Genomic DNA, 26,758 nt, shown 5'->3' with positions numbered 1-26,758 from the left:
GCCAGCCCATCGGAATTCGCCCCCTGCATAGCACGCCCGCCCGCCCCCGTCCGCCCGATCTGGCGCCGTGCGCCGTTGCGGAAGGCGCTTGACCTGCCCGCCGGGCCATGGCTGCCTTCCGGCGCCGGGCAGGTGTGACGGCCGGCCCCAGGGCATGGACAGAGGACGGGAGCGGAGATGACAGAGGCCGGGAGCGGCGCCGGACCGACGGGCGATGCCGGCAGCCACCGTGCAGGAGCGGCGCCGCGTGTCCGCGCGGCGCTGGAGGAGACGGCGGCGAACTTCCGGACCCTGGCGGCCCAGGCGGAAGAGATCGCCCGCGCCGCAGCCGTGATGGCCGACAGCATCCGGGCCGGGGGCAAGGTCATGTTCTGCGGCAACGGCGGGTCCGCCGCGGACAGCCAGCACATCGCCGCCGAACTGAGCGGCCGCTTCCTGGCGGAACGGCGCGCCCTGCCCGGGCTGGCCCTGACGGTGGACACCTCGGCCCTGACGGCGATCGGCAACGATTACGGTTTCGAGCGCATCTTCGCCCGGCAGGTGGAGGCGTTGGGCCGGCCCGGCGATGTGCTGGTGGCGTTCAGCACCAGCGGCAACAGCCCGAACGTCCTGGCCGCCGTGGCCACGGCCCGGCATCTGGGGATCGTCAGCATCGGCATGACCGGGGCACGGGGCGGCGCCCTGCGCGCTGCCTGCGACCTCTGCCTGTGTGTCCCGTCCGAGGCGACTCCGCGCATCCAGGAGATGCACATCGCCATCGGGCACGCCCTCTGCGACCTGCTGGACGGCGAGCTGAGCGGGGGCGACTTCTGAGCGAGGATGACTTCTGAGCGAGGACGCCCGGCGGCGGTCCCGCACGGGCAGGCGCCCGTGCGGGGGTGACCGGCCGGCAAGGTCGCGGGCGGTCAGACGATCTGCAGGGCCCGCAGGGCCGGCAGGCGCCGGTCCGCGAAGGTCCGCGCCTGGGCCGTCAGTTCGGCCAGATTGGCTTCCGCCGTCTCCAGCGGCTTGCCCTCCTTGACCAGCTTCTGCCCCTGGGACGAGAGCGTCTTCCAGACATCGCCGGCCCAGTCGGCGGGCTGCTTGCGGCCCTGGACGATGGAGGCCACGAAAAGCTGCTGGATGCGATCGACGATGATGCCGCCGCCGGTCACCGGGCTGGCGAGATAGGCGATGTCGCCCCCGCTGCGGGCCTTGCCGCAGAGATGGGCGTTGAGCCTGTCGGTCTGGCGCCGAACCTTGGCGGCGACGGCGTCGTCGTGCACCGCGTAGAGATGGCCGACCCCGGTGAGCACCAGACAGGCCTCGACGATCTGGTTGAAGCTGAGCCCCTTGCCCCGCAGGGACTGCTCCATCTGCCCCAGCGAGTGCGGCCGGAGATCGGCCAGCAGATCCAGAACGGGGCCGTAGACGGCATCGTTCAGGCTGGCTTCCCCCAGCGCGCCGGCGATCTTCATCGAAACCTGATCGCGGGCGGTGGCGAGCATGACCCGGCGGGTCTTCAGCGCCTCGACCCGTTCCAGCGGGCTCATCCGGCGCGCGCCCTTGACCCAGTAGTCGCGGCGGAACTGCTGGTTGACCATGAAGTCGCGGACCGTTTCCCGGAACATCGGGTCCGGCACCTCTGCCAGGAAGGTCTGCTGCGCCGGGGTCAGGTTCACCGCGTCAAGATGGTCCAGGTAATGGGCGGAGCAGGCATAGTCCAGCTTCGCCCCGTCCAGCCAGTCGGCCATCGTGGCGAAGTGCATGGGATGCCAGTCGCGGTTGAAGTATTCATGCGCCAGATAGTGGCGGTTCTGTTCCTTCATCTTCTTCAGCCGCTCGCCCACCAGGGGGTTGGCGCGGCTGAACAGGGGATTGGTGGCCAGCAGCTTTTCCGCGAAGTCGATGGCGCCATCGACGCGGTTGACGATGCCGCGCCCTTCCGCCCCCAGCAGATCGGCATGCCCGGTCATCAGATGCCGCATCGGGGCGAAGGCGGCCCAGCCCGGCAGGGTGTTGTAGCTGATGTAGAGCACCCCGCCCACCTTCAGCCGGCGGCGGACGAAATCCACGATCACCGCCCGGTTGGCATCGGAGATCCAGGACCAGATGCCGTGCAGCCCGATGAAATCGAAATCGGGCAGGTCGGGCCGGGTGCAGAACTCGGCGAAGGCGTCATCCCGGAGCCGGGCATCGGCCCCCGACGCCGCGACCAGATCGCCGGCAAAGGCCGCCTGGGCGGGATTGAAGTCGGTGCCGTGCCAGCCGGCGGTGGAGCCGGCGGCATGGATGGCGACGGACAGGCCCTGGCCGAAGCCCAGTTCGCAGGCCGTCGTCACCTCCGGAAAGACCAGCCCCCGGTTCAGGAAGGCCAGCCCGACGCGCTGCGGATTCAGTTCCGAATAATAGCCGTAGGTATAATTGATATCGGTCATGTAACCGGCGGTCCAGTCGTTCATTCCCTTTTCTCCCGGGCCGTTCCGGCCCCCTGCCCTTTTTCCCCGGGCCGTTCCGGCCCTCTGCTGACCCACGCATGCCTGCCCGCCCCCGACCCCGTGCATCCCCTGCCGGACCCCTGCCGGGTTCTGCGGTCGCCGCCGGGCCGACGCGGTCTATTCTTCCACGCCCGATGAAATCTTTCACGCCCAATAAAAAAACCCCACCCCCTTGTCGGGGGTGGGGTCGAAGGCTGTCAGCTCAGGTCCCGGCGAGCCGGAACCTGTCTCCCGGACGGGAGATCAGACGTCAATGCCGGTGAAGGCGGCCTCGGTGATGGTGGTGACGCCGGTCAGCTTGATGACCGAGTCGACCACGCCATCCTGGTTGAAGTCCATGTACAGCAGGCTGGTGCTGCTATCCAGCGCGAAGCCGGTGTAGTTGCCCTCGTCGCCGCCGGTCGCGTTGCCCGTGTTCTGGATGAAGGTCTGGGCGTCGGCAGCGTTGCTGGCGACGAAGACCTTGATCCCATCGACGCCGTTGCTGAACCGGCCGCTCACGTCGATCACGTCGCCGTCGCGGTCGGCGAGGGCAGCGCCACCCTCGGAGGCATTGTCGTCATCGGCCAGCACGGTGTTGGCGTTGAAGTCGAGGATGGTGTCGTACTTCGCCAGAACCGAGTGGGCGGCGTCGCGCAGGTCGTAGGTGTCCTTGCCATCGCCCAGCGTGATGGTGTCCGCACCGGCGCTGGAGTTGACCGTGTCATTGCCGCCCCCGGCGTTGATCACGTCGTTCCCCTCGGAGCCCGTGATGCCATCGTTGCCGGTGCCGGTGTCGATCGTGGCGCCCTTGGTGTTGGTGGCGACACTGATGACGTCGTTGCCGTTGCCGGTCTTGACGGTCAGGGCCTTGTCCGTGACGGAAGACGTGAAGGTCACCGTACCGGCCGTGGCAGCCGCCGCCGCCGTGGCGCCGGTGCCGACGACACCGGAGGCATCCAGATCGACGAGCTTCGTCAGGGTGGAGCCGGAGAAGTTCACACCATGATTGCCCGTGAGGACGATATTGGTGGCAGCCGCCGCATCCAGGTTGATCGTGGAGGCCGCGGCCGGGTTGCTGGCCGCCGTGCTGTCGGTCGTGACGATGTTGATCGTCTCGACGCCGGCGACGACAACCTTGCCGGTGTTCACGATGTTGCTGGCGCCGTTCAGCGTGATGTTCAGCACATCGGCGGTGCCGGTGGCGTCCTTCAGGCTCACGGTGGCCGTGCCGGAGACCGTGCCGGTCAGCTCGAACGTGCCGCCATTGGCCATGTTGTTGACAGTCAGGACCGAACCCGGGGTGCCGTCCACGCCACCCGTGACCGACGCCGCGTCGGCGGTGATCGCCGCGTTGGCGGTAGCGGTCAGGTCGGCGACGTTGGTGATCGCGGTCGCGGAGGTGAAGGTCACGGACGCGCCGGTAGCGCCGCCGTTGCTCCAGTTGGCGGTCAGCGTACCCGAGGAGGTCAGGCCGGCAACCACACCGCCAGCGGCAACCGTAGCGACCTGAGCACCGGTGTAGGTACCGTCGGTGGTGGCCGTGATGGTGCGGGTGACGGTGCCGTCGGTCAGCGTGATGCTCTGACCGTAGGTCAGGCCACCGAAGTTGAAGGTGACGGTCTCCGTGCTGACGGTATTGACGCCCTGGGTACGGCTGGTAGCCGGGTCCACACCAGCGCCGATGTCGGTCGTGCCAACCGTGATCGAAGCAACGTTGCCGGAGGTGGAAGAGGTGAAGGTCACCGAGGGGCCGACAGCGGCGCCCGCCGTCCAATCGGTCAGCGTGCCGCCGGCGGTCAGGCCGACAACGGTGCCACCAGCGGCGACGGCAGCGACGTTGGCAGCGGTCGCCGTGGTGGTGCCGGTGTTGGTGATCGTGCGGCCGCCGACGGTGATGGTCCGGCCGACTTCCAGATCCGTGAAGGTGACGATCGAGGTCTCAGCCGTGCCGGCGGCGCCGGTGCCGGCGGAAACGACGTGGCTGATGTTGCCCAGGTTCGTCAGGTTGACGGTGTTCGTGGTGTCAGCAGCCACGGCACCCAGGCTCACCTTCTCGAAGCCGTCGATGGCCTTCGAGAACGCGGCCGAGGCGGACAGGGTCTGAGCCAGGGCAGAGGTCATGACCAGCGTGTCGGTGCCTTCGCCGCCGACCAGCTTGCCGCCCTCACCCAGCGCGGCCGTCACGGTGAGCGTGTCGTTGCCGGCGCCCAGGTCGATCGTCTTGGTGGTCGCGCCGACGGTCAGGGTGTCCTTGCCGGCGCCGCCGGTGAAGGTCACGTCCGTGTCGAGGGCGTTGTTGACCAGGGTCACGCCAGCGGTGTTGCTGGAGGTGATCACGAGGTTGGCAGCCTGAGCGGCCGCGTTGCCGATATCGACGGAGATGCTCTCGCTGCCGGCGAACTCGATCGCCTTGGCCTTGGCCGCCGCGAGGGTGATGCCTTCGGAGGCGTCGCCGGTGGCGGTGACCTTCAGGCCGGTCGCCTCGGCGTCGGTGATGGTGCCGGCGGTGAGCCCGTTGACGGTCAGGTCAAGGGTGCGGGTGCCCGCCGCCGCGGTGACCGTGGCGCCGCCGTCGGACTCGACCAGGGTCAGCTTGGTCAGCACGTCGGAGGCGACGGTGGTCAGGCCGGTGGCGTCCTGAACGGTGACGGCCGCCAGCGCGTCCTTCTTGGCCGCGCCGCTGTCGGTCACGGTCACGGTGGTGCCGCCCGTGACGGTCACGCTCGTGGCGTTGCCCTTGGTGGTGACGGCAACAGCCTCGGCGGCGTCCTTCTGATCGACGGTGACGGTCTGCAGGCCTTCCCAGCCCGAAACGTCAGCCGTGATGGCGTTCTGCGCGCTGATCAGATCGAGCTTCTCGATGCTCTTCACCGTGACCGAGGTGGCCAGGGTCATCGCGCCGACTTCGTTGGTCAGGCGCATCGTGTCGGTGCCCGCACCGCCGTCGATCACGTCCAGACCGCCGAAGGTCTGGGTGACCATCTGGCCAACGGCGCCCGGGGTCTTGCCGTCCGCAACGCCGATGAACGTGTCGTTGGCGGCCGTGCCGGTGAGGGTGTCGGTGCCCGTGGTCAGGGCGATCGTGTTGCCGACCGGCTCATCGACCTGGGTGCCGTCCGTGCTGAAGGCCGGGCGGGACTCGGCGCGGCCGTAGGCCAGGTAGTGCTCGAGGGCAGACTTGAAGACGCCGGCATCGACGGCCGCCTTCACGTCCAGATTGTCGGCGAGGTACTTGGCGGAATCGAAGGTGGCCAGCTCGGCGTTCGGGGCGACGCCCGTCTTCACGCCGGTATTCACGTACCAGTCGAACACGTCCTTGGCGGCGCCGCTCTGGATCGCCGCGAGCACCGTGTCGGCGTTCTCGGTCAGGATGTAGGTCAGATTGACCACCGCGTTCGGATTACGCAGCTCCTTCACACCGAACTGCTCGAAGTGGGCGCGGGCGCTCGGAAAGCCACCGTTCAGCACCGCCTGAAGAACGTCCGGATTGTTCTTCAGGTAAGCGGTGCTGTCGAAAGCCAGAAAATTCGACATGTCTTTCCCCCTCAAGGGTTGCTGATCAGCCAATCAAACCATCCGACCAGGCGGGACTGGTGCGCCCGCGTACCGCGACGGATGCCGGAGCCGCCCCCGATTCGGGAGAGCGGTTCCGGGATCAGACGCCGGACCAGTCATCGACTTCACTACCACACCCGAGGTTAACCCCTTGTTACTGAACACATTTTTCCAGAGCACCCGGAGCGGAGGGCGGCAGGCCGGAGCATCGGGGCATGGGATTAGGAGGTAACCCACGCTTCCAGTGACCATGGAAGCCTGCAGTTGTCACGGATTTTCTCCGAACAGCAGCCGGTAGGTCACCGGCTCGTAGTAACGGAGCATCAGCCGGGCGAAGTCCTGATGCGGGACCCCCAGGGCATCGGCATAGGACTGGTAGCGATCGGGCGGAAGGCGGCCACGCCCCCCTTCGATCTGCGCAATGAAGGTGTAATAATCGAAGCCGACACGGTTCGCCAGCTCACGCTGGGTCAGGCCGCGATCCTCCCGCAGACGTTTCAGCTCAACCCCGCCTGCGCGCCGGAGGCGGTCGGTTTCTGTTTTGCCGAGTTTTACGTCTGCCTGCGCCATGGTGGTGCCCCTGCCCGGAAACCACCCCTTTGTAGGCCCGTTCAGTGATTCACGCAACAGCAATTCGCTTATCGAGCGGGGATGCGTTTCGCCGAACGGAGAATGTCCCGGAACTGTCCCACGGATGTCCCCCCACGGGTGTCACCCACGGGTGCCCCCTGGACGCCACGGCTCCGCCCCGGCCGCAGGGACGGGCCGGAGCCGTGGCGTGCAGGGGGGGCAAGGAACGGAAGCGGGGAAAGGGCGGCGGCCTATTCCGCCGCGGCCCGGTCCGCCGGACCGGACACCGGAACGCCCAGGTCCGCGAGCAGGCGCGCGATCCGCCCGCCATTGACCGGAAGGCCGAATTCGCGCCGGCAGAAGGCCGCCCCCTCCTCCGCCAGCCGGCGCCACAGCGCCTCGTCCCGGTGCAGGCGGATCACCGCATCGGCGAAACCGGCGGGATCGTCGGCGACCAGGACGGCTTCGTCCGGGTCCAGGACCATGCCTTCCACCGCCACCGGGGTCGCCACCGCCGGCAGGCCGTGCATGAAGCTGGTGGCCAGCTTGCCCTTCAGGCCCGCGCCGTAGCGCAGCGGCGCCACGGAGACGAGCGCCCCTTCCATCAGGGGCGCGATGTCCGGGACGAAGCCCACCACCTCCACCCCGTCGCCGGCCAGCGCCGCGACCTCGGCCGGCACGTTGCTGCCGACGATGCGGAAGACCGCCTCGGGCAGCGCGCGCCGGACCCGCGGCCAGACCTCGGCCACGAACCAGCGCACGGCATCGACATTGGGATCGTGCCGGAACCCGCCGACGAAGATGACGCCCGAGCGCCCCTCCCGCGGGGGCATGCGGTCGGGCACCTCGCGGATCAGCGGCAGGATGGAGACGCGCTCGCCCACGCCCTGCGCATCCAGCAGGCGCTTCTCCTCGATGCTGCGGACCAGGGTGGCGTCGCAGCGGCGGATCATGTCCAGTTCCAGCGTCCGGAGCCGGGCCGCCTCCGCCCGCAGCGCCGGGTCGCCGGTCAGCTCCGCCCGCCGCTCGACGCGCAGGAAGTGCAGGTCCACGGTGTCGAAGATCACCGGGGCCTGCGGGCAGTGCCGCCGCACCTCGTCGATGTGCCGCGCCGCATGCGGCCCGCGCGCCATCAGCACGACATCGAATTCCGCCCCGCGCGCCCGCAGGAAGTCGCGCATGGTGCGGAAGAAGGGCGCGTGGATGCACTCCACCCCCGCCCCCTGAAGCTCCTCGGTGTAGCGCCCGGCATGGGCGAAGTTGTCTTCCGGGACAAAGGTCACCCGGCCGCCGAGATCCGACACGATGCGCAGCAGGTTGACCATGTCCACCGAGCCGGAATCCTGGTCGGGTGTCGGGGTCGTGGCATCCACGACCAGCATCCGGAAGACCGGCCGCCGGTCGGCCGCCGCCGGCAGGTCCGCCGGGCTGCCGTGCCGCGCCAGATCGGCCTGCCACTTCTCCAGGAAGCGGGGCCGGTTCAGGGTCTGGTGACGCTTGATGCCGGCACCCGGATCGGTGCCCGAGGTCACGCCCTCGTAATGCACCACCCGCGACAGGGGCTGGTAGAGCACGCGGAACCCCAGCGACCGGATGCCGAACGCCAGATCGGTATCCTCGTAATAGGCCGGCGCGTACCGGGTATCGAAGCCGCCCAGCCGGCGGAACAGATCCGCCCGCACCAGGATGGCGGCACCGGAGCAGTAGTCCACGTCGCGCAGATAGTTCACCGCAGGATCGTCGGGGCTGCCCAGCCGCCCCCAGTTCCACCCGGAGGCGTCGGTGAAGACGATCCCCCCCGCTTCCTGAAGCCGGCCGTCGGGGTAGATCAGCTTCGATCCGACCAGGCCCGCATCCGGATGCCGCTCCAGCGTCTCCACCAGCCGGTCGAGCCAGCCCGGCTCGACGGTGGTGTCGTTGTTGAGGAACATCAGCAGCCGCCCCCTCGCCTCCGCCGCGCCGCGGTTGCAGGCGCCGACGAACCCCAGATTCTCCGGGTTGCGCAGGTAGCGGATATCGTCCCGCCCGGCCAGTTCGGCCGCGGTCGCGTCGCTGGACGCATCATCCACGACGATGACCTCGAACGGCACCCGCGGCAGGGCGCGGGCGATGCTGTCCAGGCAGGCCAGGGTGTAGGGGATCTGGTTGAACACCGGGATGATGACCGACACCTCGGGCGCGGCCGCGGCCAGGGTGGCGATGCGCAGGCGCTGCGCGTCCGGCGGCGGCGGCCGCTGGGGACGGGGCGCGGACAGGGCCGGCGGCCCGGCCGGTGCGGCGGCGATCGCGGTTGCAGCGGTGGTGGCGGGCAGGGCCGGCGCCCCCCCACCCCCCCAGCGCCCCAGCAGCGCACGCAGCCGGCGCACCAGCCGTCCCAGGACCCGGACCGGCGCGCTCAGCCGCCAGGAGCTGGAGGCGAGAATCTCGCGCAACCTCAGCTCGCGGTCCGCCAGCTCCTGACGGGAGACGGTCAGCTCCGCCGTGAGGCGGCCCAGCTCCTGGTCCGAGGCCAGCAGCCGCTGTTCCAGACGTGCCGCGGCAAGCCCCGCGGCCTCCAGCTCCCGCCGGAGAACCCCGGCGTCGATCCGCCCGCCGCCCTCGTCGGCAGACGTCCGGGACGCCTCAAGAAGCCGCAGACAGGCATCGAGACGGACCAGCAGGTCGCCCCGGGGCGCATCGCCCCGTGCGGGAGGGGTCGGAGCGGAACTGGGGGACAACGGTTCGGCGGGGACGGTCATCAGGGGCAGCGTTTCGTTGCGGAGAAGGGCGGTCGCGCCGGAGTGCCCGACCGGGTCCTGGAACGGCGGCATATCTATCATCGGGCCCTACCGCCGCCAACGCCGCGAAGGGCGTGGAAGAGGCGCCCCACGGCACGCACCGGCCGGCTGAACGCCCAGGAGGTCGATGAATAGATCGCGGCCAGACGGGCTTCGTAGTAGGCGCGGGTGGCCTCGGCATTCTCGCGCTCGGCCTGCAGCGCCTGCCGGAGCCCGTCGGCCTCCAGCGCAGCCGCGGCGCGCTCGGTCTCCAGGACTCGGGCGAACCACTCCCGTTCCTGCGCCTGCTCGGCGGCCAGACGGTCGATCTCCGTCCGGTAACCGTGGTGCACCTGGACCAGCTCGGCGTCCAGGGCCGCGATCCGGGTCCGGTAACCGGCATGGACCTCGCCCAGTTCGGCCCGGTGAGCCGCGTGGACACGGTCCAGCTCGGCCCGGTATCCGGTGTGGACCTCGGCCAGTTCGGCCTCGTGCGCCGCGACGGTACGGCCGACCGCCTGGGCGGCGGCGGTACGGCGCGCATCGCGCCCGAACTGCCGCATGCGGGCGATGCCCGGAGCCCACTCCGGCAGCCGGCGGAGCAGGGCCCGGCGCAGCAGCAGTTCGATCTCGAAACTGCTGCGCAGGCCGGCCCCGGAGATCGTGTTGCTGCCGTGCAGTCGGTAGCTGAACAGCGCCTCGTCCGGCAGCCAGCCTGCCCGCGCCGGGGCGGCGGCGATGGCCCGCAGCGCCCAGTCCCAGTCCAGCACGTAACGGTAACGGGCGAACGGCCCGATCCGGCGCCAGAGGTCGCGGCTGAAGAAGAAGTTGGAGGTGGAAACGGTAAAGTTTCCGAAAAGGATGCCCGGCCAGACGCCATGGGCGCGGGTGTAGGTCCACACCGGATCCGTGCGGCGCCTCAGCCAGTGGTCGGGCGCGTCGATGGGCTGCCCCTCGCCGTCGATCAGGTCGAAGCCGCTGACGGCGAACTCCCACCCGTTGGACCGGCAGGACGACAGCATCCGCGCCAGCCGGTCGGGATGGAACACGTCGTCGGAATTGAGGATGGCGACCCAGGGCGCCCGGGCCAGGGCGACGCCACGGTTGATCGCCGCGTGCGATCCCGCATTCGCCTGCCGCTCCAGCCGGACCCGCGGGTCGCCGAGGTAGGCTTCGACCCGCTCTGCCGTCGCATCGCGCGACCCGTCATCGATGACGATGAGTTCCAGCGCCGTCAGGCTCTGACCGAGAACGCTCTCGATCGCGGCGCCGACATAGGCGGCGTGATTGTAGGCCGGGATGACGACGCTGACCGCAGGATCGGCCATCTCAGCGCCCGCCGTCAAAGGTCACGTCCTGTCCCCCCACCAGCCGGTGGAACTCCGCGCAGGTCGGCCCCCCCGGACCGGCCGTGCCGGTCGGTCCCAGGGCCCTGTAAAGCTGGTCCAGGGCGAAGGTGCGGTGCGCCGGCCAGCACCCCTTGAGCGCCAGACGCGCCAGGGCGACCGGGCGGGCCGCATCGGGCGGCACCCCCAGTTCCAGGAGGTCCTGCCGGAAGGCGGCCTGGAACACCGCGTCGTCGAGGTCGAGAAAGCGTTCCAGAATCCGGGTCCTCTCCCAGGCGTCGCGGGCCAGCACGTCGGGCCGCGCGGCGCTGGCATTGCGCTGCCCGGAGAGGATGCGGAATTCGACCATCTCCTCCGCCATGACATGAATCCCGTGACGCGCGCAGATACGCACCCACATGTCCAGATCCGGCAGTTGCGCAAGCCGCGGATCATAGCCCCCGACCTCCGCATAGACAGCCCGGCGAACCATCGCCGTCGGATGGCAGAGGCAGTTGCCCCAGAAGAAGAAATGGCGGAGCCAGTCGGCCCGGGGCCTGTTCTCCTGCCGGAAGACGGAGAAGTCCTTGTGGCTTGAATCGGTGAAGGCCGCACCGGATTCCGTGATGAACCGGGGCAACCCGAAGACGGCGGCGATGCCCGGGTTGTCATCGAGAAAGCCGGCCTGACGCTCAAGACGCCCCGGAAGACTGCGATCATCCGAATTCAGAACGGCCACATAGTCTCCGCGGGACCGGGAGAGGGCATCGTTCATGGCGATGCAGGCCCCCCGGTTCCCGTCGAACACGTTCAGCCGGAGCCGCGGCTCGTCCCTGGCGACAGCCCTCAACCGCTCCGCGGTGTCGTCCGCGGACCCGTCGTCGGTGACCACGACCTCCACAGGAAACGCAGCCTGTCCCAGGACGCTCTCGACGGCCTCGACAACGAAGTCGGCATGATTGTAGGCGGCGATGACGACGCTGACTTTCGGGGTATCCATGGTTCAGCCGGCGAGGAGATGTTCGAGGATGTCACAGATCCGTGCCGCACCATCCGTCCCCAGAGCGCTGAACAGAGGGAGGGACAGCACCTCCCGGGCGGCGCGATGCGCGTGGGGCAGATTCTCCGGTGCGGCACTCGGCAAGGCCCGGTAACAGTTATACTCGGAGCAAAGCGGATAGAAGTATTTGCGCGGAAAGACATTGAAATCACGCATACGCTCATAAAGCTCGTCGCGCGTCAATCTTGCAGCCGCCGCATCAACCCGGATCACGAAATACTGATGGCTGTCACGGACATTCGCCGGGACATTGACGCAACGCACACCGGGGATGTCTGGCAGCCTCTCACGGTAAACGTCCGCGATCCGTGACCGGGCGTCCTTTTCCTCGGCCACCATCTTCAGGGTCAGCAATCCCAAGGCTGCCTGAAGCTCATTCATTTTGCCGTTTATGCCAGGAAGAATGACTTCTTCTTCATTCTTTATGCCAAAGTTCTTAAGAAGATCGATTCTTTTTTTCAGCTTTTCATCTCTGACCGCCAGGGCGCCGCCCTCAGCGGTATGGAACAGCTTGGTGGCGTGGAACGAGAGCATCGTGACGTCGCCAAAATCCGTGATCGGCTGCCCGTCGATTTCGGTTCCGAAGGCATGCGCACCGTCATAGATCACCTTCAGACCATAGGTGTCCGCGACCTGCTGGATGGCCTCGACCGCGCAGGGAATTCCGTAGACATGGACCGCCAGGATGGCACTGGTGCGCCCCGTGACCAGACGCTCGATCCGAGACGCGTCGATGCAGAGGGTTTCCGGATCGACGTCGCAGAAGACCGGCGTCACGTTGTTCCAGGACAGAACATGGGGGGTCGCCGGAAAGGTGAAGGGCGTGGTGATCACCTCCCCCGAGACGCCAAGGGCCTGGCAGGCGACGATCAGCGCGATCGTCCCGTTGTTGAACAGGCTCAGATGGGGGGCCTGGAGATGGGCGGACAGCGCCCGCTCCAGTTCCTGGTGCTGCCGGCCGCCGTTGGTCAGCCAACCCGAGTCCCATACCTTCTCCAGCAGGGCGCTGTACTCCGCCAGGGGCGGCAGCATGGGCCGGGTCACGTAGATCGGGTCTGGAAAAGGCTGAGGAGTTCTCGCCATGACGACTCTGCCTGGATCGCGGAGATGCGCGACTTTGCCGGATGGGAACCCCGCCGCGCCAGGGGTCGGAAACAGATCAGCCCGTTGACCTTATGATCAAGGGCTCCTCTTCCTTCCCAGCGGCGTCCGTCGGCATAGCCCCGGTCACCCTGATCACCGCCGGGAGACGTGCGCAGCCATAAAGCGGGGACCCCGGACGGCGCCCCACCTCGATCTGAGCCGCGATCGGAACATAGTCACAGAAATCGACGACGGAGTTTTCCAGATCGACAGGTTCCGAGGCCACGGCCGTGATGGTGTAGCGCCCCTCCGCCAGATCGGCGGGAAACTCCCAGTCCACCACCAGTTCCTGACCGGGCACCAGGTTCCTGATCGGAACTCCCTCGACGACCGTGTCGGTGTAGAGCACGTCAAGGCCGGTCGTGTTCCGCACATGTGCGCCCAGCAGGAGTTCAGGGATCTCCGCCCGGGCGACCAGCCACATGCGCAGGATGATCCGGCCACCGTATCCGGTGAAGCCGACGGGCCGGTCCGCCTCGTCGAACAGACCGATGCAGATGAAATCCGCCCGGCCGTTGCTGACGCGGTTGTACGCGGCAAGCCTCTCGAATTCCGCCTGCACGCCGGGAGGCGGACTGGCCTGCGGCCCCCCGGACGAGTCCGAGACGGCGTCTGCCGCGCCAGACGGCTCTGCGGGTGCGTCCCGCACCGGGCCGGAGCGCCCCGCCAGCCCCGCCTGCCGCTCCGTGAAGAGGTCGTTGACGTAGCATTCGACCACGTCATCAATCGGCCCCGCGGCGCGGACCCTCCCCCTTTCCAGGTAAAGTCCACGGCTGCAGACCGACTTCACCGCGCTCAGGTCGTGACTGACGAAGATCACGGTCAGGCCGGAGTCGATCATGTCACGCATCCGGGCCATGCACTTCGCCTGGAAGAACGCGTCCCCGACGGAGAGCGCCTCGTCGACGATCAGGATGTCCGGGTCCGTATGGACCGCGACCGCGAACGCCAGGCGGACGAACATGCCGCTTGAATAGGTCTTCACGGGCCGATCGAGAAAATCGCCGATTTCGGCAAAGGCAGCGATCTCTTCGAAGCGATCCAGCGCCTGATGCCGCGTCAGGCCCAGGAGCTGGGCATTCAACAAGGCATTCTCGCGCCCTGTGAAATCCGGGTTGAAACCGGCCCCCAGTTCGAGCAGTGCCGCGATCCGTCCGCGGACCTCCAGAAGACCGGCTGTCGGCGTCAGTGTTCCGCAGAGAAGTTGCAGGAGCGTGGATTTGCCGGCGCCATTCCGCCCGATGATGGCGAGCTGCTCCCCCCGACCGATTTCAAAGGAGACATCATCCAACGCTGCGAAATGACTGGACGGTCCGCGTCCGCCGAACAGTTCGCGCAGACGATCCCAGGGCCGGTCATAGTGCGGATACCGCTTGCACAGACCGCTCGCTCGAATGACGGGTTCAGAGGACATCGGCGAACCCCCGACGCGACCGTTGGAACAGCGTCAGTCCGCCCAGCGCGATCAGCAGCGCGGCAACCGAGTAGATCGCAAGCCCGCCCCAGTCAGGCGCCTGTCCCTGCAGAAGCACGGCGCGGGTCGCCTCGATCGGTACAGCCAGTGGCCCCAGCGCGACAACGCTCCGCATCCCCTCGGGCGCCGCCGCAAGAGGGAAGAAGACGGGCGAAAGGAACATCAGGAGCGTAGACAGGAAGCTGCTCAACTGCCCGATGTCGCGGATGTAGACGGCAAGAGCAGCCAGCGCCCAGGAGACACCGCAACACAGGAGGACAAGGGGCGCAACGGTCAGGGGCAACAGGAGCATGGCCATCTGGAACCCGCCTGTCCCCAGCAGCCCGGCGGCGAGCACCAGAATGATCAGCCCCAGCGCCAGATGAACGGTCGCACTGCCCACCTGAACCAGGGGCAGCAGCCCGAGCGGGAAGACCACCTTCTTCACGAAATTGGAATTGCTCACGATGCAGGCCGGGGCCTGCGTCAGGCTGTCGGCCAACAGGCCATGAAGCAGAACCCCTGCGTACAGCATGAGCGCGAAGTCCGCGAGCCGGTCCGGATGCGCTCCGCTGGCAATCCGGGGGGAGAACAGAACGCCGAAGACCAGCACGTAGGCGCCGAGCAGAAGCAACGGCGCGATCCAGGCCCAGGCGAGGCCCAACCACGTCTCGCGGTAGCGTTCCGCGATCCGGCGCCGGAGCAGGGACAGGAACAGGCTGGAGTGGCTCGACAGAAGACGGGAAAGCGTCTGCGGATTCCGAAGAAGGGCAATGACCATCTGCTACTGCTTTACGGTTACGCGCCGTTGGAGGGCCGTGCCCGGATACCGGTCCGACCGACCTGCCAACGGGCGCCGTCCGTTCCGACGCCCCGTGGAACGATGCCAGCCCCTCATCCGCCCGGGGTTATGGAGCAATACTCCGACCGCTTCAAGCCCGTTCTCCGCCCCCGCGCGACCCGGTTGCGCCAGGGCACCGATTCAGGGGAGAAGGCGGATGGAGATGATCGCCGGCCGTGGGGAGATCCAGGGGAATGACGGGACCGATGGGGCCAAGGGAGCCGATGCGAGACGCATGGCGGGGGGCAGCTTTTCTCGATCGGGATGGCGTGCTCAACATCGACCACGGCTATGTTCACCGACGAGAAGACGTGGAATGGATCCAAGGGGCGATCACGGCCGTCAAACTTCTCAACGACCATGGGTACTTCGTTTTCGTCGTCACCAATCAATCCGGGGTGGCGCGGGGTTTCTACAGCGAAACCGATGTTAAGAGTCTGCACCACTGGATGCAGACCGAATTGGCGCGCCAGGGGGCGAGGATCGACGACTTCCGGTACTGCCCGCACCACCCGGACGGAACCGTCGGCGCTTACCGCATGGCATGCCGCTGCCGCAAACCGGAACCGGGAATGCTGCTCGACCTGTGTGACCGCTGGCCTGTCGACAGGACGCGGAGCTTTCTGATCGGAGACCACCTGCGCGACCTCCAAGCGGCGGAGGCGGCCGGCATCCGCGGCCACCTGTTCACCGGCGGAGATCTGTCGGAGTTCGTCGGCGCGCTGCTCGCCCGGCAGAGCGGTGACGGACCTACAGCATCCCCTCCGCCACCCGCATGAGAAACCGGCCATACTCGTTCTTGAGGAGCGGCCGGGCCAGTTCGATCAGATGATCCGCCGTGATCAGGCCGCGCTCGAAGGCGATCTGCTCGATACAGGCGACCTTCACGCCCTGGCGCTTCTCCAAGGTCTGCACGAACTGGGACGCATCCAGAAGGCTCTCATGGGTGCCCGTGTCCAGCCAGGCGAACCCCGTCCCCATCCGCTCGACCTTCAACGCCCCCATTTCAAGATAGCAACGGTTGACGTCGGTGATCTCCAACTCCCCCCGGGCCGACGGCCGGATGCCGGCAGCGATATCGAGCACCCGGTTATCATAGAAATAAAGCCCGGTGACGGCGTAGTTGGATTTCGGGACGGCCGGCTTCTCCTCGATCGCCAGAACCCGGCCCGACTCGTCGAAATCGACCACGCCATAGCGTTCGGGATCACTGACATGATAGGCGAAGACAACGGCACCGTCGGTCGTTGCCGCCGCCCTTTCCAGCATCGGCGCCAACCCCTGGCCGAAGAAGATGTTGTCGCCAAGGACAAGGCAGACGCTGTCCTGGCCGACGAAATCCCGACCGATGACGAACGCCTGAGCCAGCCCTTCCGGCCTTGGCTGCTCGGCATAGCTGATCCGGATGCCCCATTGGCTGCCGTCTTGCAGCAACGCCCTGAACAACCCGGCATCCTGCGGCGTCGTGATGACCAGGATCTCCGTGATCCCGGCCATCAGCAGCACGGAAAGCGGATAGTAGATCAGCGGCTTGTCATAAACGGGCAGGAGCTGCTTGGACACCACCTGGGTCACCGGGTAGAGCCGGGTCCCGGAGCCGCCAGCCAGAATGATCCCCTTCACGGCATTTTCTCCTGCACCTTGTCCGCGGGGGCGGCCGCTCCGGCGAGGCCGAGCCGCTGGCCGGCATAGCGGCGCTCCAGAATGGGCCGCCACCACGCTTCGTTCGCCAGATACCATTCCACCGTGGCGCGCAATCCGGTTTCAAAGGTCTCCTGCGGGACCCACCCCAGGTCACGACGGATCCTGGACGCATCTATGGCATAGCGCAGATCATGGCCGGGCCTGTCGGAGACATGGGTGATCAGCCGCCGTCTGGACCCCTGCGGATCGGGCACCAGCTCGTCCAGCAGGTCGCAGATGGCATGGACCACGTCGATGTTCCGCCGCTCGGCGTTGCCGCCGATGTTGTAGGACTCGCCGGGCTGCCCCCGGGTCAGCACCTGCCAGAGCGCCCGGGCGTGATCCTCCACATGCAGCCAGTCCCGCACGTTCATCCCCCTGCCGTAGACCGGCAGCGGACGACCGGCGATCCCGTTCAGGATCATCAGGGGGATCAGCTTCTCGGGAAACTGGAAGGGGCCGTAGTTGTTGGAGCAGTTGGAGACCAGCACCGGCAGGCCGTAGGTGTGGAACCACGCCCTTGCCAGATGGTCCGACCCCGCCTTGCTGGCAGAATAGGGAGAGTTGGGCGCATAGGGCGTGGTCTCCGTGAAGGCCCCGACATCGCCCAGGCTCCCATAGACCTCGTCGGTGGAGACATGATGGTAACGGAAGGATGCGCGGCGCGCTTCAGGCAGCCCGCGCCAGTAGGCGGTCGAGGCTGCGAGAAGCGTATAGGTGCCGACCAGATTGGTCATGATGAAGGCTGCGGGATCGTCGATCGAACGATCCACATGCGATTCGGCCGCGAGATGCATGACCGCATCCGGCTGCTCCCGCTCGAACAACGCGGCCAGTCCGGGACCATCGCAGATGTCCAACCGCTCGAAACGGTAACGCGGACTGCCTGACACCTCGGCCAGGGCTTCAGGGCTGGCCGCATAGGTCAGCTTGTCCACGTTGCAAATCGATACATCGGTTGTCCGGATCAAGGTCCGGATCACGCAGGAGCCGATGAACCCGGCCCCTCCGGTGACGATCAGCTTCACGATCTGACTCATCCCGAAAAGACGCCCGACCGCGGGGCCGGGCAGAAGAGAGGTCCCGATTGCCTCATTGGCTGGCGATGGTCAAGGCGGAAGCGGCACAGGCCCGGAGCGGGCGACAGCACGACGGCTGTCCCGTCGTGGACAGCGGACAGCCGGCCGGCCCGTTTCCGGTGCCGGCCGCAGCGTCCCGGGCAGGCTGTGTGCAGGCGGCCTCAACGGTGCCCGTCATGCTCCCCATGGTGATCGTCATGGTCCCCGCCGGTATCCTTGGCGTGCTCCTCCTGCCCCTCGGGCTCATGGGACAGGTCGTAGCGGGCCTGGACGGCCCCCTTGCCGGCCAGCCGGATGGAGGCCACCAGCTTCGCATCGGCGGTCGGCTCGGTGCCCAGGGTGCCGCGGAAGCTGTTGCCGCCGGCCGGCGTCAGAACGACCTTCTCGGTCCGGCCGCCGGCCAGCAGGGTCACCGCGACCTCCCCGCCGTCGGTCGGGATCGGCTCGTCCTGCATCGTGTACATGTTGAGCGTCACCTCGCGGCCCTGGAGCAGCAGTTCGGCATGCATCGGGCCGGCATGCACCTGCCGGCCGCCCTGCGGACCGACGGGCGAGCCGTGCGCCAGGGCCTCGGGCGGCAGGGCCGAGAGCGCGAGCAGCAGGACGGCAGCGGCCAGCGGCCGGGAAGAACGCCGGGAACGGATGGACATGGTCATGTCTCCTTCGATCAGGGAAAGCGGGGGAACGGACAGAACGGAAAGGGTCAGTAGGCTTCGGCCGTGCGCGTGGCATCCCGGTCCGCCAGCAGGCGGTCCAGGGCCTTGCGCCCGAAGCGGTGGAAGAGGACGGGGGTCAGGGCCGCGTCCAGCAGGGTGGCGCTGATCAGGCCGCCGAAGATGGCGACCGCGACGGGGTGCAGGATCTCCTTGCCCGGTGCATCGGCCCCGACCAGCAGCGGCAGCAGCGCCAGCCCGGCGGACAGCGCCGTCATCAGCACCGGCACCAGCCGTTCCTGGCTGCCCCGCAGGATCATGCGGCGGCCGAAATCCTCGCCTTCGTGCAGGACCAGGTTGATGTAGTGGCTGATCTTCAGGATGCCGTTGCGGGTGGTGATGCCGGTCAGGGTGATGAAGCCGACCATGCTGGCCACCGAGAGCGGCTGCCCGGCCAGCCAGAGCGCGGCGACGCTGCCCACCAGCGCCAGCGGCACGTTGCCCATGATGATCAGGGCCAGGGCCGCCGAGCGGTAGCGGCTGTAGAGCACGAGGAAGATCAGGGAGAGCGAGACGACGGAGAGGACCGCGATGGTCCGCGTCGCCTCCTCCTGCGAGCGGAAGGTGCCCTCCAGGCTGGTGAAGGTGCCGGGCGGCAGCGGCGCCTGCGCCACCGCCGACCGGATGGCGGCGACGATGGCGGCGGTGTCCGTCTCGCCGTCCGTGTTCGCCAGCACGGCGATGCGGCGCTTGCCGTTCTCCCGCTGGATCTCGTTGGGACCGTCCGTCTCCTCCACCCGCGCCACGGCGGACAGCGGCACCGGACCCGAGGGCGAATCCAGCAGCAGCCGGCGCAGCCCCTCGGCCGTGCGCTGCTCCTCCGGCAGGCGCAGCACCAGGGCGAAGCGGCGGCTGCCGTCCACGATCTCCGACAGCACGCTGCCACCCGACAGCAGTTCCACCGCGTCGGTGATGGCGCCGGGCGTCAGGCCGTAGAAGGCGGCGCGCTCATGGTCCACCTCCACCCGCACCTGCGGGATGCGGACCTGCCGTTCAACCTGGAGATCGACGAGACCGGGGATGCCGGCGAGGCGTGCCTCCAGATCGGCCGCGGTGCTGCGCAGCGTGTCCAGGTCCTCGCCATAGACCTTGAGCGCGATCTGCGCCCGCACGCCGGAGAGCATGTGCTCCAGCCGGTGCGAGATCGGCTGGCCGACATTGACCGAAACCGGGAGTGCGGCGAGCTGGGCCCGGATATCGGCCAGGATCTCCGCCCGCGGACGCACGGAATCGTCCAGGTCGGCGTCCAGTTCCGTGACGTTCACGCCCAGCGCGTGCTCGTCCAGTTCGGCCCGCCCGGTGCGCCGGCCGACGGAGCGCACCTCCGGCACCTGCAGGACCAGTTTCTCGGCCAGCGCCCCCAGCCGGCTGGACTCGGCAAGCGAGATGCCGGGGTTCAGGGTCAGGGCGATGGTCACCGTCCCCTCGTTGAGGGGCGGCAGGAAGGTGCGGGGCAGCAGCGGCACAGAGGCGGCGGCAGCGGCGACGGCGACCAGGGCCGCCCCGGCCAGCAGCCGCGGATGGCCGAAGGACCAGCCCAGCAGCCCCGCATTGGCCCGCTTCAGCCGACGCACCAGCCAGCCCTCGTGCGCCTCCAGCCGCTTCATCCGGGGCAGCAGGTAGTAGGACAGCACCGGGGTCAGCGTGACGGCCGTGACCAGGCTGGCCAGGATGGAGACGATGTAGGCGATGCCCAGTGGCGCGAAGAAGCGCCCCTCGATCCCCGTCAGCGCGAACAGGGGCACGAAGACCAGGATGATGATGAGGGTGGCATAGACGATGCCGGAGCGGACCTCGGCACTGGCCTCCAGCACCACCTGGAGCGGCGGCCGGGGACTGCCGGCGGCGCGGTTCTCCCGCAGCCGGCGGAAGATGTTCTCCACGTCCACCACGGCATCGTCCACCAGTTCGCCGATGGCGATGGCGAGGCCGCCCAGCGTCATCGTGTTGATGGTCAGGCCCAGGGCATCGAACACCAGCACCGTGATGAGGATGGAAACGGGAATGGCGGACAGGCTGATGACCGTGGTCCGCACGTTCAGCAGGAAGAGGAACAGCACCACGGTGACCACCGCCGCCGCCTCGACCAGCACGCGCTCGACATTGGCGATGGAGGTCTCGATGAAGTCGGCCTGGCGGAACAGGATCGTGTCCGCCGTGATGCCGGGCGGCAGGGTCGGGGCCAGGTCGGCCAGCGCCGCCTCGATCTCCCGCGACAGCGACACCGTGTCGGCGCCCGGCTGCTTCATGACCGAGACGATCACCGCCGGGGCGCCGTTCATGCCGGCATCGCCGCGCTTGAGCCGCGGGGCGAAGTCCACCGCGGCGACCTGGGACAGCGGCACCGGCAGCCCGTCGCGGACATCCACGGTCAGGGCACGCAGATCCGCCAGATCGGTGCTGCGGCCGATGCCACGGATCAGGTACTCGGACTGCCGCTGATCCACGAAGCCGCCGCCGCCGTTGCTGCCGAAGCGGCGCAGCGCCGCCACGATCCGGTCGGCGCCGATACCCAGCAGCGCCATGCGCTCCGGATCGGGGGCGACGCGGTACTCGCGCACCTCCCCGCCGATGGGGATGACCTGGCTGACGCCGGGGATCGCCAGCAGGCGCGGCCGCACGATCCAGTCCGCCGTCTCACGCACCTGCATCGGGCTGGCGCTGCCGTCCGGGGAGACCATCGCCACCTGGATGATCTCGCCCATCATGGAGCTGATCGGCCCCATCTGCGGCACCACCCCCTCCGGAAGCTGGGAAGAGACCAGGGTCAGCCGCTCCGCCACCTGCTGGCGGTTGCGGAAGACGTCCGAGCCCCAGTCGAAATCGACATAGACCACGGACAGGCCGACGCTGGAGACGGACCGCACCCGGGTCACCCCCGGCATGCCGTTCAGCGTGGTCTCCAACGGGAAGGTGACAAGCTGCTCCACCTCCTCCGGGGCAAGGCCCGGGGCTTCCGTCATCAGCGTGACGGTCTGGGGATTGACGTCGGGCAGCACGTCCACCGGGAGCGTGCGCAGGGTGAACGCCCCGAACAGGATCAGCAGGGCGGCGGCGGCCAGCACGAAGACACGGTTGCGCAGGCTGGTGGCGACGATGGTCGTGAACATGGCCCGGCCCTCACCGCACCTGGGTCAGCAGGGTGGCGCCCTGCGTGACGATGCGGCCACCGGGGTCCAGCCCCGCCTCGATCAGCACGCTGGCGCCGTCCAGCGGACGGTAGCGGACGGTGCGCGGCTCGAACCGCTGCGGCGAGACATGCTCCCAGACGACGGGCAGACCGGCCGGACCGCGCACCACCGCCTCGCGCGGCAGCACGATGCCCTCCACCGGGGTCGAGCTGGCGACCTGGACGCTCACAGGGGTGCCGGGATGTTCGCCCTCCCCGCCCGCCTCCACCCGGAACAGCAGCGGCACGGCCTGACCGCGGCGGGCGGGGCCGGTGCCGAGCAGCCCGAGCTTCAGCACCGCACCATCGTCGCCCGTGGCGGTGGCGGCGACGATGTCCTGCGCCGACACGGGATCGAAGGCGATGGCTTCGACCAGGAGGCGCGCGGGATCGACGATCTCGAACAGGACCGTCTGGTCGCGGTCGTCGATGACCTGACCCGGCACGGCGTCCGCCGCGGCGATGATGCCGGAGACGGGTGCGCGCAAGGGTTCGCGCACCTCCAGCACCGGCGACAGCGCCTTCTTCTGGCGCTGGAGGCCGGCCAGCACCGCCTTGGCGTCGTCGATCTCCTTCTGGGCGACGGTGCCCTTCAGGCGGCTGAGACGGTCGAGCTGCTGGCGGGCGACGACGATCTCCTTGTCGATGGCGGCCATCTGCTCGCTCAGCGTGCCGCGCTCCCTCGCCGCGATGGCCGGAACGATGTAGGCCAGGACCTGCCCGGCCTCGACGCGCTGGCCGACATAGGGCAGGCCGCCCTCCGGCGCCTCCACCCGGCCGACCTCGCTGGCCTGGACCCGGCCGGAGGCGTTGGGATCGGCGATGACCCGGCCGACCAGGGAATGGCTGCGGCGGGCCTGGACGATCTCCGCCGGCACCGTGCGGACCCCCAGCAGGCGCTGCGTGCGCTTGGGCACGAACAGGCTGCCGTCGGGCTGCCGCCGCGGCTGGTCGGGCAGCGCCTGGACGGGCCCCTCGTCGCCATGGTCATGGCCCTCGTGCGCGGCGGCCGGGAGGGATGCCAGCAGCACGGCCCCCAGCAGCAGGACAGCGGTCAGGGCGGCGGACCGGCGGCGGCCGGCCAGCGCCGCCAGCAGGGCGGCGGCGACCGCCCCGGCGGCGAAGGCCGCCAGCAGCAGGGGCCAGCCCGGCAGGACCGGGGCATGGTCGTCGTCGGCATCGGCCGCTTCCGCCGGCACGGCCAGGGAGCCGATCAGCAGGTCGGAGACATCGCCCGTGGCAACCGTCACCACCAGTTCGTGGACCGGGCCGCGCAGATCCTCGGCCTCCAGCAGGTAGGAACCGTCGGGCAGCGCCTCGGGCCGGACCTCGGCGCCGCCGTCGATGCTGACGCTCACGTCGGCACCGACGACCGGCTCGTTGGTCGCGTAGCGGTCGAGATAGAGGATCAGGTGGCCGGCCTTGAGCACGGCGACGAGTTCGACGTCGCTGCCCGTTGCCTCCAGGGTCGGCACCGGCGCAGGGCCGGCGGTCGGCGGGGGGGCGTCGTCATGGCCCTCATGGGCCGCAACGACGGTGGGCAGGGCGAGAAGGGACAGCAGGAAGAGGGCGCGGAAGACGCGCCGGAAGGATCGCAGCATGGGGAAACCGTTCCGTCCGCAGCACGGGGACAGCCGGGACGCGCAAAGGGGTCCCGACGCGGAGGCGGACAGCAGAACCCCAGGTTGCGTCCCGGGGCAGCCGTCAGCTCAGGCTGTGCGGAGCGGCGGCGGGCAGGGCGGGGTATGGCCGATGCCGTCACGGCCGAGATCGGCCGCGGGACGCAGCGGCGTCGCCCGGACGCTCGGGCCGGCAAGGACGGCCAGCACCGGCATGCCCGTCATGTGCGAGGCGATACAGTGCGCAAGGCAGCAGGGTGCAGACGGATCGTGCCCGTCCGGACAGGACGGCGCGGGCGCCGGTTCAGTCCCGGCGGCGTGGTCCGCCCCCTCCCCGCACGGCACCGCGGCGGTTGCGGCCGGCTGGTCGTGACCGGCCGGCCCGGCCACCGTCCCCGCATCCATCGCAGACATGGACGCGGTAGCCCCATGGAGGTGGTGATCCTGTACCCGGAGATGACCGTCGGCTCCCGTATGGGCATGGCCGATATGGGCAAGGGCGGGGATCGGCGCGAGCAGCAGCAGCGCGGCCAGGACCAGAAGCCCCCCGCCTGTCAGCAGCCGTACCAGTCCGTTCCGAAGCCTCATGTCGCGGCCGTTCCGGTAATTCCGTCACCAGGGGGCGCAGATTGGACCGGACAGACCTTCCTGGCAAGTCCCGCGTCGGCCGGGACGGCGGAACCGGCGCGGAGTGAGTACTCCGGGAGCCCTCCCCCACCCGGGTCCTGTACGATGCAGCCCCCCGGCGCGATCCTCTCTGACGCACGCTGTTGCAGGATCGTCAGGCCGTGCAGGTCCGGACGGAAGACCGCACCGTCACGGCAGGACATGCGACCACCACCCCTCATGGACAGGGAGGCCCGTCATGTTCATGCCCGCCCAGTACCGCCAGGGCGACGTTCTCCTGGTTGCGGTCAATTCGCTGCCCACATCCGTGAAGCCGGCCGGCCTCGACAACGGCCGCGTCGTCCTGGCCTATGGCGAGGTCACCGGCCACGCCCATGCGATGCCCGGCAGCCGGGTCCATTACTTCCGCGAGGACGGATCGGGACGGGGCTTCATCCAGGTCCATGGTGGCGATCCCGTCGCCCTGTCGCACGAGGAGCATGACGCCATCCCGGTGCCCCCCGGCACCTACGAGGTGGTGCGCCAGCGCGAGTACCAGCCGAGGGCCCTGCCCCGCGCGATCGCGGACTGACCCGGCGCAGCGGCCGGCACGATGTCCGACGCGCAGAACCGCCAGGAAGCCCTCGCGGACTGGAAGCGACGCTTCACCTGGCAGGTCCCCCTTGACCGCGATGCGGCAGAGAGGGCCATCGCCGACGCCTACTGCGTTTCCGGTCTGCGACCGCCTGAGCGCATCGTGTGGGCCCAGGGTCCGCGGGATGCCCAGGCGATCCTGGCCCGGATCGGGTGGCGCCGGTGGTGGCCCTGGGGACTGGTGGCGGCGGCGCTGCTGCTGCCGCTCACCCTCTCGACACTGCCCTCCCTGCCGGCGGAGAGGGAAGCTCTGCTGTCGGGCGTGCCGGCCGTCGTGCTGGTGCTCAGCATCAGTGCGCTCTGGGCCCATACCATCCTGCTGCTGGGCACGCCCGGCCCGCGCGCCGCCGCCGACTGGAAGATGCGTGCGCTGCCCGTCGTCGCCCTGGTGGTGGCCCTGGCGGCGCTGGCCTTCTACAACCAGGGCGATGGCGTGCCGCTGTCCTGGTTCCTGGCGGGCTTCATCGCCCTGCCTGGGGTCGTCGCCCTGGCGATGCGACCGCCGCGGCCGTCGGTAACGGTATCGACCCGCAGCGGCCGGACGGTCCGCCCGAAACTGGGCCGCGCCTTCCAGCACGCACTGAGCGAGGGGGGCGCCCGGCCGCGCTCCTGGTTTCCCCTGGGCGAGGCGGGGGAACGGCTGCCCGACCATGTGCGGCTGATGGCGATGGCGGCACCGCCCAGCTTCGCTGCTCCGGTCATCTATCATGCGCTGGACCGGCTGCTGCGGAACCATGTGGCCGGACAGGAAGAGGCGGGCGGAGCGGGCAGGCCCCGCGACCGCCTGACTGCCTTCTCCACCCTGGTCCGCCATGTGGACTGCGTCTGGGCGTTCGAACACCTTGCCGTGGCGCTGGAACCGCCGGTCGAGGTGCATCTGGACGAGCGCGGGCGCTTTCACCGGATGGACGGTCCGGCCGTCGTCTGGCGCGACGGCTGCGGTCTGTTCGCTGTTGAAGGGCGCTTCGCCAGTGATACGGCCATCCTTTTCGCCCCGGAGACACTCTCGCTGGCCCAGATCCGGGACGAGCCGGACCCGGGTGTGCGGCGGGCGCTGCTGGCGCAGTACGGGCCGGAGCGCGTGATGGAGCAGGCCGGACACATGGTCTGCCGCGACTCCTACGGAGAGCTGTGGCGGGCGGAGCAGTTCGACGGCGAGCCCCTGACCATGGTCCGGGTCATCAACAGCACGCCCGAACCGGACGGCAGTCACAAGGTCTACTGGCTGCGCGTACCGCCGCACACCCGCTACCCGCGGGAGGGCGTGGCCTGGACCTTCGGGCTGGCGCCGGCCTTCTATGCGCCGTCGGTGGAGACGTGAGACGGCTTTGCGCTTGAGCCGGAGCGGCCATCCCCCATATCGCTGGGGCCGGACTCCACGGGGTCCTGTCGCTATGGAGGATGAGCATCATGGGCCTGTTCAGGTCCCCCAGGCAGAACCTGCCGACCGCCGCCGACGCGCTGCCCGGACGGGCGGAGCCCCTGCCGGTGGGCAACATCCACGCCGTCAACGGCCACCCGCTGAAGCCGCCCTTCCCCGCCGGCCTGGAGACGGCCGTGTTCGGCATGGGCTGTTTCTGGGGCGTGGAACGGAAGTTCTGGCAGGTCCCGGGCGTCTACAGCACGGCCGCGGGCTATGCCGGCGGCCCCACGCCGAACCCGACCTATGAGGAGGTCTGCACCGGCCGCACCGGCCATGCCGAGGTGGTGCTGGTGGTCTACGATCCCGCGACGGTCAGCTACGCCGAACTGCTGAAGGTGTTCTGGGAGAACCACGACCCGACGCAGGGGATGCGCCAGGGCAACGATGTGGGCACGCAGTACCGCTCCGCCATCTACGCCACGACGCCGGAACAGCTCCGGCTGGCGGAGGCGTCCCGCGACAGCTACGCCAGCCGGCTGAAGGCGCAGGGATACGGCGCGGTGACGACGGAAATCCGCGAGGCCCCGGCCTTCTACTATGCCGAGGACTATCACCAGCAGTACCTGCACAAGAAGCCATGGGGCTATTGCGGCCTGGGCGGCACGGGCGTGAGCTGCCCGCTGCCGACCGGCGTGGCCGCCGACTGACGA

At 68.9% G+C, this 26,758-nt stretch carries 20 protein-coding genes; 5 read left to right on the top strand and 15 right to left on the bottom strand.

What is annotated here, in order from left to right; all coding sequences use genetic code 11:
- Positions 1-177: 177 nt before the first annotated feature.
- Positions 178-813: a D-sedoheptulose-7-phosphate isomerase gene (locus tag RC1_RS03940; RefSeq protein WP_012566050.1), complete on the top strand. Its 636-nt coding sequence runs from the start codon at positions 178-180 to the stop codon at positions 811-813.
- Between the two features lie 92 nt (positions 814-905).
- On the opposite strand, the gene RC1_RS03935 is transcribed toward RC1_RS03940, so the two are convergent.
- The 9 genes from RC1_RS03935 to RC1_RS03895 all read right to left on the bottom strand — a co-directional run bounded on the left by RC1_RS03935 (position 906) and on the right by RC1_RS03895 (position 15,102).
- The gene (locus RC1_RS03935; RefSeq protein WP_012566049.1) at positions 906-2,441 is read right to left on the bottom strand and encodes a methyltransferase regulatory domain-containing protein; all 1,536 of its coding nucleotides are present in this window, start codon (positions 2,439-2,441) and stop codon (positions 906-908) included.
- Positions 2,442-2,720: 279 nt separating this feature from the next.
- Complete coding sequence (locus tag RC1_RS03930) at positions 2,721-5,993, bottom strand: beta strand repeat-containing protein (RefSeq protein ID WP_012566048.1); 3,273 nt, start codon at positions 5,991-5,993, stop codon at positions 2,721-2,723.
- Between the two features lie 288 nt (positions 5,994-6,281).
- Entirely contained in the window at positions 6,282-6,584 is a 303-nt protein-coding gene (locus tag RC1_RS03925; RefSeq protein WP_012566046.1) for a helix-turn-helix domain-containing protein, read from the bottom strand.
- Between the two features lie 251 nt (positions 6,585-6,835).
- On the bottom strand, positions 6,836-9,322 hold the full coding sequence (locus RC1_RS03920; RefSeq protein ID WP_234703826.1) for a glycosyltransferase: 2,487 nt from the start codon (positions 9,320-9,322) through the stop codon (positions 6,836-6,838).
- A gap of 77 nt (positions 9,323-9,399) precedes the next feature.
- Entirely contained in the window at positions 9,400-10,668 is a 1,269-nt protein-coding gene (locus tag RC1_RS19845) for a glycosyltransferase (protein ID WP_012566044.1), read from the bottom strand.
- 1 nt (position 10,669) lies between these two features.
- A complete protein-coding gene (locus RC1_RS03910; RefSeq protein ID WP_012566043.1) occupies positions 10,670-11,665 on the bottom strand; it encodes a glycosyltransferase family 2 protein in 996 nt (331 codons plus the stop codon).
- A 3-nt stretch (positions 11,666-11,668) separates the two neighbouring features.
- Positions 11,669-12,757 carry a DegT/DnrJ/EryC1/StrS family aminotransferase gene (locus tag RC1_RS03905; RefSeq protein WP_234703825.1) on the bottom strand — a complete coding sequence of 363 codons (1,089 nt, stop codon included), beginning with the start codon at positions 12,755-12,757 and terminating at the stop codon, positions 11,669-11,671.
- A gap of 127 nt (positions 12,758-12,884) precedes the next feature.
- Complete coding sequence (locus tag RC1_RS21660) at positions 12,885-14,282, bottom strand: ABC transporter ATP-binding protein (RefSeq protein ID WP_012566041.1); 1,398 nt, start codon at positions 14,280-14,282, stop codon at positions 12,885-12,887.
- On the bottom strand, positions 14,272-15,102 hold the full coding sequence (locus tag RC1_RS03895) for an ABC transporter permease (protein ID WP_012566040.1): 831 nt from the start codon (positions 15,100-15,102) through the stop codon (positions 14,272-14,274). The genes RC1_RS21660 and RC1_RS03895 overlap by 11 nt, the downstream gene beginning before the upstream one ends.
- A 254-nt stretch (positions 15,103-15,356) precedes the next feature.
- Between RC1_RS03895 and gmhB the strand changes: the two genes are divergently transcribed.
- Positions 15,357-15,941 carry a D-glycero-beta-D-manno-heptose 1,7-bisphosphate 7-phosphatase gene (gmhB, locus tag RC1_RS03890; RefSeq protein WP_336884703.1) on the top strand — a complete coding sequence of 195 codons (585 nt, stop codon included), beginning with the start codon at positions 15,357-15,359 and terminating at the stop codon, positions 15,939-15,941.
- On the opposite strand, the gene rfbA is transcribed toward gmhB, so the two are convergent.
- The 6 genes from rfbA to RC1_RS03860 form a co-directional block, all read right to left on the bottom strand.
- Positions 15,913-16,785, bottom strand: a complete 873-nt coding sequence (rfbA, locus tag RC1_RS03885) for a glucose-1-phosphate thymidylyltransferase RfbA (protein ID WP_012566038.1) — start codon at positions 16,783-16,785, stop codon at positions 15,913-15,915. The genes gmhB and rfbA overlap by 29 nt on opposite strands.
- On the bottom strand, positions 16,782-17,885 hold the full coding sequence (gene rfbB / locus RC1_RS03880) for a dTDP-glucose 4,6-dehydratase (protein WP_221237939.1): 1,104 nt from the start codon (positions 17,883-17,885) through the stop codon (positions 16,782-16,784). The genes rfbA and rfbB overlap by 4 nt, the downstream gene beginning before the upstream one ends.
- A 200-nt stretch (positions 17,886-18,085) precedes the next feature.
- A complete protein-coding gene (locus RC1_RS03875; protein WP_012566036.1) occupies positions 18,086-18,574 on the bottom strand; it encodes a hypothetical protein in 489 nt (162 codons plus the stop codon).
- 53 nt (positions 18,575-18,627) lie between these two features.
- Positions 18,628-21,747, bottom strand: coding sequence for an efflux RND transporter permease subunit (locus RC1_RS03870; protein ID WP_012566035.1), 3,120 nt, complete (start codon positions 21,745-21,747; stop codon positions 18,628-18,630).
- Positions 21,748-21,757: 10 nt separating this feature from the next.
- The gene (locus RC1_RS03865; RefSeq protein WP_012566034.1) at positions 21,758-23,407 is read right to left on the bottom strand and encodes an efflux RND transporter periplasmic adaptor subunit; all 1,650 of its coding nucleotides are present in this window, start codon (positions 23,405-23,407) and stop codon (positions 21,758-21,760) included.
- Positions 23,408-23,515: 108 nt separating this feature from the next.
- Complete coding sequence (locus RC1_RS03860; protein ID WP_012566033.1) at positions 23,516-24,013, bottom strand: hypothetical protein; 498 nt, start codon at positions 24,011-24,013, stop codon at positions 23,516-23,518.
- A gap of 277 nt (positions 24,014-24,290) precedes the next feature.
- Here RC1_RS03860 and RC1_RS03855 point away from each other — a divergent pair, with 277 nt between their 5' ends.
- From RC1_RS03855 to msrA, 3 genes are all read left to right on the top strand, one after another.
- Positions 24,291-24,623, top strand: a complete 333-nt coding sequence (locus RC1_RS03855) for a hypothetical protein (protein ID WP_012566032.1) — start codon at positions 24,291-24,293, stop codon at positions 24,621-24,623.
- A 21-nt stretch (positions 24,624-24,644) separates the two neighbouring features.
- On the top strand, positions 24,645-26,006 hold the full coding sequence (locus tag RC1_RS19840) for a DUF6745 domain-containing protein (RefSeq protein ID WP_012566031.1): 1,362 nt from the start codon (positions 24,645-24,647) through the stop codon (positions 26,004-26,006).
- 89 nt (positions 26,007-26,095) lie between these two features.
- A complete protein-coding gene (msrA, locus tag RC1_RS03845) occupies positions 26,096-26,755 on the top strand; it encodes a peptide-methionine (S)-S-oxide reductase MsrA (protein ID WP_012566030.1) in 660 nt (219 codons plus the stop codon).
- Positions 26,756-26,758: the final 3 nt, after the last annotated feature.

The organism is Rhodospirillum centenum SW, assembly GCF_000016185.1.
Lineage (GTDB): Bacteria > Pseudomonadota > Alphaproteobacteria > Azospirillales > Azospirillaceae > Rhodocista > Rhodocista centena.
This window is presented reverse-complemented; position numbering and strand designations above follow the sequence as displayed.